The organism is Roseateles sp. T103 (assembly GCF_057219915.1).
Genome location: NZ_JBXVVS010000005.1, coordinates 239,469 through 253,210, shown reverse-complemented (window position 1 = coordinate 253,210; position 13,742 = coordinate 239,469). Strand labels below are relative to the sequence as shown.

11 protein-coding genes are annotated in these 13,742 nt (G+C 68.3%); 2 read left to right on the top strand and 9 right to left on the bottom strand.

Annotated features, from left to right (window positions below):
* Positions 1–2 precede the first annotated feature (2 nt).
* From AC2EBS_RS15545 to argS, 8 genes are all read right to left on the bottom strand, one after another.
* The gene (locus tag AC2EBS_RS15545) at positions 3–1,256 is read right to left on the bottom strand and encodes a THUMP domain-containing class I SAM-dependent RNA methyltransferase (RefSeq protein WP_484729346.1); all 1,254 of its coding nucleotides are present in this window, start codon (positions 1,254–1,256) and stop codon (positions 3–5) included.
* A gap of 79 nt (positions 1,257–1,335) precedes the next feature.
* Positions 1,336–4,443 (bottom strand): bifunctional diguanylate cyclase/phosphodiesterase, encoded by a 3,108-nt coding sequence (locus tag AC2EBS_RS15540; RefSeq protein WP_484729345.1) that lies wholly within the window; start codon positions 4,441–4,443, stop codon positions 1,336–1,338.
* A 122-nt stretch (positions 4,444–4,565) separates the two neighbouring features.
* Positions 4,566–6,089: an RNA polymerase factor sigma-54 gene (locus AC2EBS_RS15535; RefSeq protein WP_484729344.1), complete on the bottom strand. Its 1,524-nt coding sequence runs from the start codon at positions 6,087–6,089 to the stop codon at positions 4,566–4,568.
* Between the two features lie 18 nt (positions 6,090–6,107).
* Positions 6,108–6,896 (bottom strand): LPS export ABC transporter ATP-binding protein, encoded by a 789-nt coding sequence (gene lptB / locus AC2EBS_RS15530; RefSeq protein ID WP_484729343.1) that lies wholly within the window; start codon positions 6,894–6,896, stop codon positions 6,108–6,110.
* A complete protein-coding gene (gene lptA, locus AC2EBS_RS15525; protein ID WP_484729342.1) occupies positions 6,893–7,528 on the bottom strand; it encodes a lipopolysaccharide transport periplasmic protein LptA in 636 nt (211 codons plus the stop codon). Before lptA ends, lptB begins: the two co-directional genes overlap by 4 nt.
* Positions 7,529–7,574: 46 nt before the next feature.
* On the bottom strand, positions 7,575–8,249 hold the full coding sequence (locus tag AC2EBS_RS15520; protein WP_484729341.1) for a thiol:disulfide interchange protein DsbA/DsbL: 675 nt from the start codon (positions 8,247–8,249) through the stop codon (positions 7,575–7,577).
* A gap of 75 nt (positions 8,250–8,324) precedes the next feature.
* Entirely contained in the window at positions 8,325–9,017 is a 693-nt protein-coding gene (locus AC2EBS_RS15515) for an SPOR domain-containing protein (protein WP_484729340.1), read from the bottom strand.
* A complete protein-coding gene (gene argS, locus AC2EBS_RS15510; protein WP_484729339.1) occupies positions 9,014–10,720 on the bottom strand; it encodes an arginine--tRNA ligase in 1,707 nt (568 codons plus the stop codon). The genes AC2EBS_RS15515 and argS overlap by 4 nt, the downstream gene beginning before the upstream one ends.
* A 43-nt stretch (positions 10,721–10,763) precedes the next feature.
* On the opposite strand from argS, the gene AC2EBS_RS15505 reads away from it, so the two are divergent.
* On the top strand, positions 10,764–12,128 hold the full coding sequence (locus AC2EBS_RS15505) for a serine/threonine-protein kinase (protein ID WP_484729338.1): 1,365 nt from the start codon (positions 10,764–10,766) through the stop codon (positions 12,126–12,128).
* 92 nt (positions 12,129–12,220) lie between these two features.
* Positions 12,221–12,610 (top strand): hypothetical protein, encoded by a 390-nt coding sequence (locus AC2EBS_RS15500; RefSeq protein WP_484729337.1) that lies wholly within the window; start codon positions 12,221–12,223, stop codon positions 12,608–12,610.
* 36 nt (positions 12,611–12,646) lie between these two features.
* On the opposite strand, the gene AC2EBS_RS15495 is transcribed toward AC2EBS_RS15500, so the two are convergent.
* A complete protein-coding gene (locus AC2EBS_RS15495) occupies positions 12,647–13,576 on the bottom strand; it encodes a LysR family transcriptional regulator (protein WP_484729336.1) in 930 nt (309 codons plus the stop codon).
* Between the last annotated feature and the right edge of the window lie 166 nt (positions 13,577–13,742).

The following is a 13,742-nucleotide window of genomic DNA, read 5'->3' as shown; positions in this document are numbered from 1 at the left end:
ACTCAGGCCGCGGGTTTGTCGCGCGCCGAGCCGGCGACCAGATCGAAGCGGAACAGCCGGCACTCGATCGGGCCGTTCCACATCGGCGTGCGGCGCGATTCCTTCAGCCGCATCTTGTTGGGCAGCTTCATGTCAGGACTGAGCATCCAGGCGGTCCAGCCGGCCGGGTGCTGGGTGTACTGGCGCTTCCAGTGCGCGGCCAGGCGGGGGAAGAACTCCTCGTCGGCACTGCGTTGTTCCGACCCCGCCGTTTCGCGCACCGCGGCGGCCTTGCCGCGCACCTCGATGCGCTCGCCATAGGGCGGGTTGAGCATCAGCGTGCCGGGCATCCCGGGCGGCAGCTGCGGCGCCGGGCGTTCCAGCGCGTCGCCGCCGTTGAACTGGATGTACTGCGCGACGCCGGCCCGCTCGGCATTGCGGCGGGCGAAGTCGACCATGCGGAAGGCCACGTCGCTGCCGTAGATCGGCACGGCGGGGGCATGGATGCGCGCCTTGGCAGCGTCCTTCATCTGCTGCCACTGCGCGCGCAGCGGCTGGAAGGGCTGCTGGCGCTCGAAGGCGAAACGCCGCGTCAGCCCGGGCGCGATGCCGCAGGCGATCTGCGCGGCCTCGATCGGGATGGTGCCCGATCCACAGCAGGGGTCGTGCAGCGCACCGCCGGTCTCTGGCGTGCCCTTCCAGCCGGCGGCGGCCAGCATCGCCGCGGCCAGCGTCTCCTTCAGCGGCGCATCGCCCTTGTCGGTGCGCCAGCCGCGCTTGAACAAGGCCTCGCCCGAGCTGTCCACATAGAGCATCGCGTAGTCGGGGCCCAGGTGCAGCACCACCGGCAGGTCGGGGTGCCGGGTGTCGACGCTGGGGCGCTCACCGGTGGCCTCGCGCAGCACGTCGCAGATCGCGTCCTTGACGCGCAGCGTGGCGAAGTTGATCGAGCGCAGCGGCGAGCGCTGCGCCGTGGTGTCCACGCGGATCGTGTTGCGCGCATGGATCCACTTCGTCCAGTCGATGCGGCGCGCTAGCGCATAGATGTCGTCCTCATGCTGGTAGGGGCCGCCGAGCAGCTCGATCAGCACGCGCTGCGCCAGGCGGCTTTCCAGGTTCAGCTTCATCACGCCGGCCAGGTCGCTCTTCACCGCCACGCCCCCGCGCAGCGCCTCCAGGGGCGCGCCAGGCAGGATGGCCGCGACTTCCTCGGCCAGCCAAGGTTCGACGCCGGCGGGACAGGAGAGAAACAGGTCGAGAAGGTCGGAGCGGGACATGGCGGGCTGGGCGGTCAACAAGGGCCTATTGTCCCTCTACGCGCCAGGCGGCCAGTGGCGGCGCCGCGGCAGCTGTGCCTCAGGCGTGCCGAGGGGTCCACTGCCGCACGAGGTCGATGAATGCGCCCAGCGGCAGCGGTCGGCTGAACAGATAGCCCTGAAAGGCGTCGCAGCCCAGCTGCTGCAGCAGCTCGCGCTGGGCCTCGGTTTCAACGCCTTCGGCCAGCACATTGAGCCCCAGGTTGTCGCCCAGCTGAATGATGGTATGCGCGATGGCGCGGTCGTCGGGGTCGGTCAGCAGGTCGTCGACGAAGGACTTGTCGATCTTCAGCTGCGACAGCGGCAGTCGCTTGAGGTAGGCCAGCGAGGAATAGCCGGTGCCGAAGTCGTCCAGCGACAGGCGCAGGCCTTGCTGGCGCAGTGCATCCATCAGCTGGATCATCGACTCGATGTCGGTGGCCAGCGCGCTCTCGGTGATCTCGAGCTTCAGCCTGTCGGTCGGCGCGCCGCTGCGGGCCAGCTGCTGCTGCATCAGGCCCAGGAAGCCCTTCTGGCGGAACTGGTGGACGCTGACATTGACCGCCAGCGTCAGGGGCGCGAGCTGGGCATCACCGACCCATTGCCCAAGCCTGCGGCAGGCCTGCTCGATCACCCACTCGCCGAGCTGGGCGATCAAGCCGGTCTGCTCGGCCAGCGGGATGAAGACGGCCGGTGAGATCCAGCCGCGCTCTGGGTGTCGCCAGCGCAGCAGGGCCTCGGCGCCGATCAGCTGGCCTTGGCGATCGACCTGCGGCTGGTAGTGCAGATCAAGCTGTCCACGCTCCAGCGCCAGTCTCAGCTCGGCTTCCAGCGCGGCACGCTCCGCCATCGCTGCCTGCGTCACCGGATCGAAGAAGCACAGCTGGTTGCGGCCGGCCGCCTTGGCCTGGTACATCGCGTGGTCGGCATGCTTGAGCAGTTCGTCGCTACTGGTCGGGGTCTCGCCCCACAGCACGATGCCGATGCTGGGCGTGCTGTGATGGACATGGTTGTCCAGGTGATGAGGCTGTCCCAGCACGCGCAGCAGCTTCTCGCCCGCGGCCTCCGCATGCCGCGCGGCGGTGTCTGCATCGGATCCCAGGTCCTGCAGCAGCACGACGAACTCATCGCCCCCCCAGCGGGCCACCGAGTCCTGGGCGCGCAGCGCGGACTGCAGGCGCTGCGCGATGCTGAGCAGCAGCCGGTCGCCCATGCCGTGGCCGAGCGTGTCGTTGAGTGACTTGAAGTTGTCGAGGTCGATGAACAGCACGGCGCCGCGCCGGCCGGTGCGCTGACTGCTGCTGAGTGCCTGACCGAGGCGATCCAGCAGCAGGCGGCGATTGGGCAGGCCGGTCAGCGGGTCGTAAAAGGCCAACCGTTCGATCTGCGCCTCGGCCTTCTTACGCTCGGTGATGTCGCGGATCAGGCCGATGAACACCACCTCGCCCTGGTGCTCGACGCGCGAGACGGCCAGGTTCATCGGAAAGATGTTGCCGCCCTTGCGGCGGCCATCGACATCGCGGCCGACGCCGATGACACGCGGTTGCTGCCCGCGCATGTAGTTGTGCAGGTAGCCATCGTGATGGCTGGCATCGGGCTCGGGCATCAGCATGCTGACGTTGCGGCCGATCACCTCATCCGCCGTGTAGCCGAAGATGCGGCTGGCGGCAGGATTGAATGAAGCGATGATGCCCCGGGCGTCTATCGTGATGACGCCGTCGACCATGTTGTCGAGGATGGCCTGGGTGTGTCGGGCCTGCTCGATCAGGCGAGCCTCGGCCTGTTTGGCGGCAGTGATGTCCAGATGCGTTCCGGTCATGCGTAGTGCGCGCCCCTGTGCGTCGCGCTCGATCACCCGGCCGTTGCTGTGGATCCAGCGCCAGTCGCCGTCGCGATGGCGCAGCCTGAAGTCGAGGGTGTAGACCGCGCTGCGGCCCTGCAGGCAGTCGTCCAGTGCCGCTTCGGTCAGGGCTTTGTCGTCCGGGTGCAGCAGTTGCTGCCAGGTCTGCACCGAGGGCTGCAGCTCGTCTCGGGTGTAGCCCAGCATTGAACACCAGCGCTCGTCAAACACCGCGTCGCCGCTATCGACCTGCCATTGCCACATCCCCAGCGCGGCACCGTCCAGCGCCAGCGCCATGCGCTGTGCGCTGTCGGCCTCCAGCTGGCGCTGTCTCAGTCGCATGGCCTCGACGGTCCGGAGCCGCCGCTCCCGCATCAGCATGCCCAGGATGGCGCCAAGGCTCAGCAGACCGGCGCTGGCGAGCAGCTGGTTGCGCTGGCGCTTCCAGGGGGCCTCCAGAGCGGCGACGGAGCGCCCCACCGCCACGACCAGCGGCTTGTCCAGATCGGCTCCGATATCCCGGCCATGCAATGTCCTGAGCGCGACCAGCCGCTCATCCTGACTGACCAGCGAGAAGCCGCGGATCACGGACGCATCCGCAGCGCCGCGCAAATGACGTTCCAGCAGCGAGTTGGGCTGGCTCAGCAGATTGCGCCCCAGCCAGCTGTCCTTATGCGGGCTGAGGCTGAACAGCAGGCCATCGGAATGTGCCAGCGCGCTCCATGTCTGCAAGTCACCGCGGGCTGAGTCCAGCATGAGGCGGAAGTAGGACGGATCCAGGCTGATCGCGATGCTGCCGGCGAAGCGCCCTTGCGCGTCCAGCAGGGCACGCGAGAGCGTCATCGTGTAAGCACCCAGTGCCGAGGTGAAGGGTGCAGAGACGAAGATGCGCTCGGCGTGCGGCTGTTGACGCGGCACCCGGAAGAAGTCGCGCTGGCTCGCGTCGATGCCGATCAGCTGCGGCGCCGAGCTGGCTTGGACGATGCCTTGCGCGTCGACGATGCTCAGCACCCGGATGCCCGGCATGGCCTTGGCCAATGTGCTCAGCAGGGGCCCAGCCTGCGCTTGCAGCGCCCGCGCGTCCCAGCCGGCATGGTCAGTGACGATGGTGCCCAGAGCGCCGCGCACGGCATCCAGCTGCTGGCTGACGATGCTGTCCAGCGTGCGCGCCTGGGACTGCAGCATGGCAGTCTCGCGCTCATAGAGCTGCTCGTGCTCGAGCGTCAGCCACACAGCCATGCCTGCCCAGGCGGCCGCGATGGCCGTCAGCAGCAGGCCCCAGCGGCGCTGCGACGGGCGGGAGAGCAGTTGCGGTCGAACGGACTCCATGACGATCGAGACAGCGTCTCAGGCGCCGTCGGCGTGCGAACAAGCAGGGTGTGACGGGGAGACGTGAGCGCTCGCCGGGCTGAGGCGGGCAGACGGCGGCGCCAAGGACCGCGGGCGCGGGATCAGAGGCTTTTGCGCAAATTGGCTGGCGCGATTTTAAGCGCCTCGCGGTACTTGGCGACGGTGCGGCGGGCGACCTGGATGCCCTGCTCTTCCAGCATCTGCGCCAGCGTGCTATCCGACAGCGGCTTGGCCGGATCCTCGGCGGCGACGAACTGCTTGATCAGCGCGCGCACCGCGGTGCTCGATGCATTGCCGCCGGCCTCGGTGGCCAGGCCCGAGCCGAAGAAGTACTTCAGCTCGAAGGTGCCGAAGCGCGTGGCCATGTACTTGGCAGTGGTCACGCGCGAGATCGTGGACTCGTGCATGCCCAGTTCGTCGGCGATCTCGCGCAGCACCAGCGGCTTCATCGCAAGCTCGCCATGGGTGAAGAAGCCCTTCTGCCGCTCGACGATGGCCTGCGAGACGCGCAGGATGGTGTCGAAGCGCTGCTGGATGTTCTTGATGAACCAGCGTGCCTCCTGCAGCTGCGCGCCCAGCGGCGAGTTGCTGATGCCGCCACGCGTGGCGCGCAGCGCCTGCGCATAGAGTTCGTTGATGCGCAGCTTGGGCGCGACCTCGGGATTCAGCATCACGCGGAACTCGCGGCCGACCTTCTGCACGATCACATCGGGGATCACCGCCTGCGCCTGGCCGCGCGCAAAACGGCGGCCGGGTTTGGGCTCCAGATGCGTGATCAGGCTCTGCGCCTCGCGCAGCAGCTCCTCGTCGGCACCGGTCAACGACATCAGGCGCTTCCAGTCGCGCTTGGCGAGCAGTTCCAGGTGCTTCTTGCAGATCAGGATCGCGATCGCCTGCGCCTCACTGCGCGGTTGCGCGCGCAGCTGCAGCGTCAGGCACTCGGACAGGTCGCGCGCGCCCACGCCGGCAGGGTCCATGCTCTGCAGCCAGGCCAGCGCGCAGCGCAGCCGGTCCAATACCTCGTCCTTGGACTCCGGGTCCGCGTCGGCGCCGAGCAGCGCATCGGTCAGCTCCTCGAGGCTGTCCTCCAGATAGCCGTCCTCGTTGAGCGACTCGATCAGCACGTGCAGCGCGGCCTTGTCCTCACGGCTGAGCATCATGCCGGCGAGCTGCTGTCCCAAATGCTCCTGCAGGCTGATCTCGGCCGACTCCAGCTCGCTGCGCTCGCCATCCTCGTCGCCCGAGCCGCTGCCGCTGCTGCTGTTGCTGGGCAGTTCGCGGATGCCGTCGAAGTCGTCGCCCTCGGTGCCGTTCTCCCAGTCTTCGCGCTCGGTGGTGCCGAAGTCTTCGGCGCGGATCTCGGCCGTGCTTTCGGTTTCAGTGCCGCCGGCGTAGTCGTCGCCGCCGTCGCTGTCGGTGCTGCTGCTGTTGCGGATCTCCGGCAGCTCCGGGGCGGGCGCGTCGCCGAATTCGTCCTCGGTCTCTAGCAGCGGGTTCTGCGCCAGCATCTGCTCGACTTCCTGGTTCAGCTCCAGCGTGGAGAGCTGCAGCAGGCGGATCGATTGCTGCAGCTGCGGTGTGAGCGCCAGGTGCTGGCTGAGGCGGACCTGCAGTGAGGGCTTCATCGCTGCGCCATCCCGGCCCTACATGCGGAAGTGTTCGCCGAGATAGACCTTGCGCACGTCGGCGTTGTCGACGATCTCCTGCGGCGTGCCCTCGGCCAGCACGGCGCCCTCGCTGATGATGTAGGCGCGGTCGCAGATGCCCAGCGTCTCGCGCACATTGTGGTCGGTGATCAGCACGCCGATGCCGCGCGCCTTGAGGAAACGGATGATGCGCTGGATTTCGAGCACCGCGATCGGGTCCACGCCGGCGAAAGGCTCGTCCAGCAGGATGAAGCGCGGCTGCGTGGCCAGCGCGCGGGCGATCTCGACGCGGCGGCGCTCGCCGCCGGACAGCGCCGGCGCCGGGCTGTCGCGCAGCTTCTCGATGCTGAGGTCGGCGAGCAGCCCTTCCAGCAGGTCCTTGATGCGCTGTTCCGGCAGCGGCCGGCCCTTGTCGTCGCGCTGCAGCTCCAGCACCGCGCGGATGTTCTCCTCGACGGTGAGCTTGCGGAAGATCGACGCTTCCTGCGGCAGATAGGACAGGCCCAGGCGCGAGCGCTTGTGGATGGGCAGGTTCTGCACCGGCTGGCCGTCGATGCGGATCTCGCCGGCATCGGCGCGCACCAAGCCGACGATCATGTAGAAGCTGGTCGTCTTGCCGGCGCCGTTCGGGCCGAGCAGTCCGACCACTTCGCCGCTGTGCACGTCCACATGGACGTTCTTGACCACTTTGCGCACGCCATAGCTCTTCTGCAGGCCTTCGGCCTCCAGCCGGCTGCTGGGTCCGGACTCCAGCGCCGGGCGGTGCTGCGTGGCGATGCCGGTCATGAAGGATTGCGCGGCACCGGCGGCACGGCCTGCAGCGGTACGGCCGAGGCCGGCGCCGCCGGCGCGGTGGCTTCGCGCGGCATGATGGTCATGCGCACCCCGCCGCGCGGGTTGGGTGAGGTCTGGCCGGCCTCGACGCTGACCCGCTCGCTGCGGTTGTCGTAGACCAGCACGGCGCCGCTGATTTCGCGCATCACCGTGCTGCCACGCAGGATGCGCACGATCGCAGCGCCGCTGAAGCGCACGGTGTCGGTCCGTGCGTCGTATTCGACCTGGCCGGCGGTGCCGGCGATGCTCTCGCCGGGCACGTCGCGCGCCTGGCGGAAGCTGACCGGCTCGCCTTCGCGCCCCTGCGCGATCGCCAGCACGAAACCGTCGCTCCTCTCGCGCACCGACAGCGTCTCGGCGCTGAGCTGCATCGTGCCCTTGGTGAGGATGACCTTGCCGCTGAACTCGGTGAGCTGCTTGGCCGCGTCGTGCAGGCCGCCGCGCTCGGAGACGATGTTCAGTGGCTTGTCGCGATCGGCCTTCTCCGCCCAGGCCGGCAGGGTCGCCAGCGCGCCGGCCAGCAGGGCCGGCGCCCAGCTTTGCAGCAGGCGCCTAGGGTTCAGGAGGGGGCAGGGCGGGTTCATGGCGGCACAGTTCTTGCAGGCCATTCTAGCCCTGCAAATCGGCCGCTCAGGCCTTTCCGGAACGGATCTGTTGGATCAGGTAGTCAGTCACGGCCAGTGCGCGCCGGCCGGACTCGATCTCGTTCAGGCGCTGGCCCGCGGCGGCGATGCTCGGCGCCGTCAGGAAGCGGCCGCCAATGCCGATCGCCGGCACGCCATCGATGCGGTAGCCCTCGGACAGCTTCTCGGCCTGCTGGCACTTGGTCTGCACGCCGAAGCTGTTGTAGGCCTGCTCGAACTTGGCCGGCTCGATGCCCAGCGGCGCCAGGAAGTCGCTCATGGCCTTGACGCTGTCCAGCGCACGGCCCTCGACATGCATCGCGGAGAAGATGCGGGCGCGCAGTTCCTTCTCCTTGCCCAACGCTTCCAACGCGTAGAACAGACGCTGGTGCAGCTTGACGTTGGCGCGGAAGGCCACATGCACATGACGGAAGCTGACGTCGGCCGGCAGCTTCTTGACCCACTCGCCCAGCATCGGCTCGAAGGCATTGCAGTGCGGGCAGCCATACCAGAAGAACTCGACGATCTCGATCTTGCCGGGTTGCGTGGGCAGGGGCGACGCCAGGCGGCGGAAGTGCGTGCCCTCGATCGGGCCGCCCTGGGCGCTGGCCAGTTCAGGCAGACCCAGAGCCAGAGCGCTGCCGGCAAGTCCCAGGCCGGCATTGAAATCGCGACGCTTCATCGGAGATCCTCGTTCGATGTGCAGATGGGGGAAGTCAGTGAACGCTGCAGGCGCGGGCGGGGCTGACGCGCCCGCTCAGCGCTGCACGCGGGCCAGGTTGGCCTCGATGCCGGCGGCCTCCAGCTTGCGCTGCAGCGCTTCGGCCTCATCGCGGCTTTCCATCGGGCCCATGCGGACGCGGTAGACGGTGCGGCCCGATTGCTCGCGCTCGTAGATCTTGGCCACGAAGCCCTGCATCGCCAACTTGGCGCGCTGGGTCTCGGCATCTTCGGTCTTGCCGTAGGCGCCGGCCTGGACATAGTAGACGTAGGGGTCGGCGCCGGCGGCGCTGGCCGCGGCGGTGGCTGGCTTGGCTTCGGTGCGCGCGGTCGACGCAGCGGCGGCTGCCGGCTTGGCGGCCGGTGCGGGCGCCGCGGCCTGTGGCGCCGGCTGCGCAGCCGGTGCCGCGGCGGAAGCCGTCGCCTGGGCCGGTCCGGGGGCGCCGCTGACCACGCCGCTGGCAGCTTTGCCGCCCCTGCCGGCCAGGCCAGCATTGGGGTCCCAGCTGCGATTGCGCTCGGCCTCCCTGGCGTCCTGCTCCGCGGTGCGCTGCGGCACCTTGTCGACAAAGGGGATGGGCACCTTGGTGACATAGAGCGCCACGCCCAGCGCGATGCCCAGACCCAGCAGCAGGCCGACGATCAGGCCGAGAACGAAGCCGCCGCGCTGGGCGCGCTGCGGGCTGCCTTCGCCGCTCTTCTTGCCGCTGCTGCTCTTGCTGTTGCTCATGCGTTCTCCGTGGTCTCGCGGGCCATCGCCTCCGGCGCGCTGACGCCCAGCACCGCCAGCGCATTGCGCAGCACCTGGCGGGTCGCGGCCAGCAGCGCCATGCGGGCGCGGGTCAGCGCGTCGTCGTCGGTGAGGAAGCGCTCGGCCGCATAGTAGCTGTGGAATGCGGCCGCCACATCGCGCAGGTAGAAAGCCACATCGTGCGGTGCCAGCCCCTCGGTGGCGCCGGTCAGCATGCGCGGGTAGTCGGCCAGCTTGAGCATCAGCGCGGTCTCGGCCGGTGCGCTGAGCAGGCCCAGCTCGGCGCCCGGCAGGTCGGCCTCGACGCCGCCGCTGGCCACCCACTGGCGGATCACCGAGCAGATGCGCGCATGCGCGTACTGCACGTAGAAGACCGGGTTCTCGTCGTTCTGCTTCAGCGCCAGGTCAACGTCGAAGACGAACTCGGTATCGGCCTTGCGGCTGATGAGGAAGAAGCGCACGGCGTCGCGGCTGGTCCAGTCGATCAGGTCACGCAGCGTCACGTAGGAGCCGGCACGCTTGGAGATCTTCACCTCCTGCCCGCCCTTGAGCACGGTGACCATCTTGTGCAGCACGTAGTCGGGGAAGCCCTGCGGGATGCCCACGTCCGCCGCCTGCAGGCCGGCGCGCACGCGCGCGATCGTGCCGTGGTGGTCGGTGCCTTGCACGTTGATGCACTTGGTATAGCCGCGCTCGAACTTGTTGATGTGGTACGCGACGTCGGGCACGAAGTAGGTATAGCCGCCGTCGGACTTGCGCATCACGCGGTCCTTGTCGTCGCCGTAGTCGGTCGAGCGCAGCCACAGCGCGCCGTCCTGCTCGTAGGTCTTGCCGTTGGCGACCAGCTTGGCCACCGTGGCTTCGACGCGGCCCGTGCTGTAGAGGCTGGACTCGAGGAAGTAGTGGTCGAACTTCAGGCCGAAGGCCTGCAGATCCAGATCCTGCTCGTGGCGCAGATAGGCGACGGCGAACTGGCGGATGCCGTCCAGATCCTCGGCGTCGCCCGAACCGGTGAACTCACGGTCGTCGGCCTTGACGGTCTTCTTCGCGGCGAAGTCGTCGGCGATGTCCTGGATGTAGTCGCCGTTGTAGGCGGACTCGGGCCAGCCGTCCATGCCGGGCTTCAGCCCCTTGAGGCGGCACTGCGTGGACTGGGCCAGCGTGGCGATCTGCACGCCGGCGTCGTTGTAATAGAACTCGCGCGTGACGTCCCAGCCCTGCGTGGCGAAGAGGTGGCACAGCGAGTCGCCCAGCGCGGCCTGGCGCGCATGGCCCACATGCAGCGGGCCGGTCGGGTTGGCGGAGACAAACTCGACCATCACATGCTGGCCGTTGGGCGGCCTGCTGCCGAAGGCGGCGCCGGCGTCCAGCACTTCCTTGACCACGGCCTGCTTGGCGGCGGGCTTGAGGCGGATGTTGATGAAGCCGGGGCCGGCGATCTCCAGGCTCTCGACCCAGGTCTGGAAGGCTGCGCGGCGCTGCAGCGCGTCGATCAAGGCCTGCGCCAGCTCGCGCGGGTTCTTCTTCAACGGGCGCGCCAACTGCATCGCGGCGGTGCAGGCGAAGTCGCCATGGCTGGCCTGCTTGGGGGATTCGAAGGCGGCTGCCAGGTCGCTGCCGGGGCTCAGTTCTTGGATGGCCTCGCCCAGGGCGGCGAGCAGGTCCTGCTTGGCTTGGATCATGGGCGGGGATTCTACGTATCGAGGCGTCAGTATGATGAGGCCCATGTCCACACTCGACCCAGGACTGCCTGCAGACACCACGGCCGACCTGCCGAAGTTCATCGGCAAGTACCGCGTGCTGCGACGCCTGGGCGAGGGGGCGACCAGCGATGTGTTCCTGGCGCGCGACGACTTCCATGACGTCGAGGTGGCGGTGAAGCGCGTGCGCGCCTGGGCGACCGGCAGCCGCGGCGGCGCGGGCGACACCTTCCCGATTCGCTTCTACGCGGCCGAGGCCGCACTGGCCGGGCGGCTGCAGCATCCCAACGTGGTGCAGATCCTCGACGCCGTGCCCGACCCGGATGCGCCGTATCTGGTGATGGAGTACGTGCCCGGTGTCACGCTGAAGAACTTCTGCCGCAGCGACCGCCTGCTGCCGCTGGACCAGATCGTCGAGCTGGGTTTCAAGTGCGCGATGGCGCTGTCCTATGTGTTCCGCCAGGGGCTGATCCATCGCGATGTCAAGCCAGCCAATTTGCTGGCGGTGCTGGACGCGCAAGGCCAGGTCACCGATGTCAAGGTCAGCGATTTCGGCAGCGCGCTGAACCTGAACTCCGACGCCACCCAGGTGCATCGCGTCGGCTCGCTGGCCTATATGCCGCCGGAGCAGATCGAGGGCGGTGACGTCGATTGCCGCGCTGACATGTATTCGCTAGGCGCCGTGCTCTACCACCTGGTGGCTGGGCGCCCGCCCTTCGATGCGCCCAGCCAGATGGCGCTGATGCATCAGATCTACCACCAGGCGCCGGTGTCGCTGCAGGGCCAGCGCGCCGGCGTGACGGCCGAGCTCGATGCGGTGATCCTGAAGGCGTTGGCCAAGCACCCGAGCGAGCGCTATGCGGACTGGGACAGCTTCGCGCGCGCTCTCTCCGAGCTGGTGTCGCGCCAGCTGGTGCCGCTGGCGCGGCTCTATGAGGTGAAGGACTCGGAGCGCTTCAATCTGCTGCGCGAGCTGGAGTTCTTCGCCGACTTCGGCGATGTGGACCTGTGGGAGGTGGTGCACCGCGCGCGCTGGCGGCGCTTCCCGGTCGATCATGCGCTCTACAAGAAGGGGCAGGAGGGCAACACCTTCCACATCATCGCCCAGGGCGAGGTGGTGGTGTTCCGCGATGGCGCCAAGGTGGCCACGCTGGGCAAGGGTACCTCGGTCGGCGAGATGGCCTATCTGGCGCCGAATCCCGACCTGCGCCGGCACAGCACCGACATCAAGGTCAGCGAGCTCTGCACGACGATCTCGTTCACGCCAGAGTCGCTGGGCATGCTCAGCCCTGAATGCCAGCATCGTTTCGACCGTGCCTTCATCCAGGTGCTGGTGCGGCGCCTGCATGCGGCCCACGAGCAACTCTCGCATCCGCGGCGCATCATGTAATCGCGCCGGCATGCCGCTGCGTTACGCTCCGGCAGGGCTTGCTGCAGATGGCAAGACCTGACCCCAACTGACCAACTCGGAGCCGATACACCATGCTCAAGCACACCCTGGCCGCGCTGCTGGCCGGTCTTGTCCTCGTCGCATCCAATGCTCAGGCGGCTGATGCCACCCAGGCCTGCGAGGCTCAGGCGGCAGAGAAGAAGCTGGCTGGCGCCGCCAAGACGAGCTTCGTCAAGAAGTGCGTCAGCGATGCCGGCGGGGCCGCACCCGAAGCCGCCTGCGAGGCCAAGGCAGCAGAGAAGAAGCTGGCCGGCGCTGCCAAGACCAGCTTCGTGAAGAAGTGCGTGAGCGATGCCGGTGGTGCAGCAGCTGCGCCGACGCCCGAAGCGGCCTGCGAGGCCAAGGCGGCAGAAAAGAAGCTGGCCGGTGCTGCCAAGACCAGCTTCGTCAAGAAGTGCGTTGCCGACGCCGCAGCCAAGTAAAGCTGGACTCGGGACCGGTGGTCCCGAGCTGCTCTTTCAGCCGGGCGCCCGGGCCGCCGAGGCGCGCGCCCAGTAGTCGGGGTTCGCGTAGTTCGACTTCAGGAAGTCGATCCACAGCTTGACACGCAGCGGCAGGTGCTTGCGCTGTGGCACCAACGCGAAGATGCCGTTGGGCGGCGCCGCGAACTCCTCCAGCACGGCATGCAGCCGGCCGGCGGCAAGGTCGGCCTCGACCTCCCAGATGCTGCGCCAGGCGATGCCCAGTCCCGCCAGGCACCAGTCGTGCAGCACCTGGCCGTCGCTGCAGTCTAGGCGGCCGGAGGGGCGCCAATGCATCAGTTCGCCATCGACCATGAAGGCCCAGCCGCGCGACTGGCTGGCCTCGGAGCTCAGGCCCAGGCACTGGTGGCGCGCCAGCTCGCTCGGGTGTTTGGGCATGCCGGCGCGTCTCAGGTAGGCCGGCGAGGCCACGCACAGGCGCCGGTTGTCAGCCAGGCGCATGCTGACCAGGCTGGAGTCGACCAGATCGCCGACGCGCACCGCGCAATCGAAGCTCTCGTTGACGATGTCGACCACACGGTCGCTGAGGTTCAGCGACAGGCTCAGGTCCTGGTGCTGGGCAAGGAACTCGGGCACCAAGGGCGCCACATGTCGGCGCCCGAAGCCGGCTGGCGCGGTGATGCGCAGATGGCCGCTGGCCTGTACGCCGCCGGCGCTGACGCTGGCTTCGGCATCGGCGATGTCCACCAGCAGGCGCTGGCAGTTCTCGAGGAACGAGCTGCCCTCGGGTGTCAGCGTGATGCGGCGGGTGGTGCGCACCAGCAGCTTGACGCCCAGGCGCTGCTCCAGTGCATCGATGCGCCGGCCCATCACCGCCGGTGCCACGCCCTCCAGCTGGGCTGCCGCAGTGAGGCTGCCCTTGGTGGCGACGGCGACGAAGGATTCGATCTGCTTGAGGCGATCCATGCCCCCGGATTGTGCGCGGCTGGCCGCTGAAAGCAACCCGGCAGATGCCTGATTTGTGCAAAAACATCAGGGATTCAATGCTTTCGAGGCAATGAATCGAGGCCCGGCTCTGGCTTAAATTCTCCGCCAGGGGGCCCGTGCCCCGATGCAGTTTCCACCCCATACG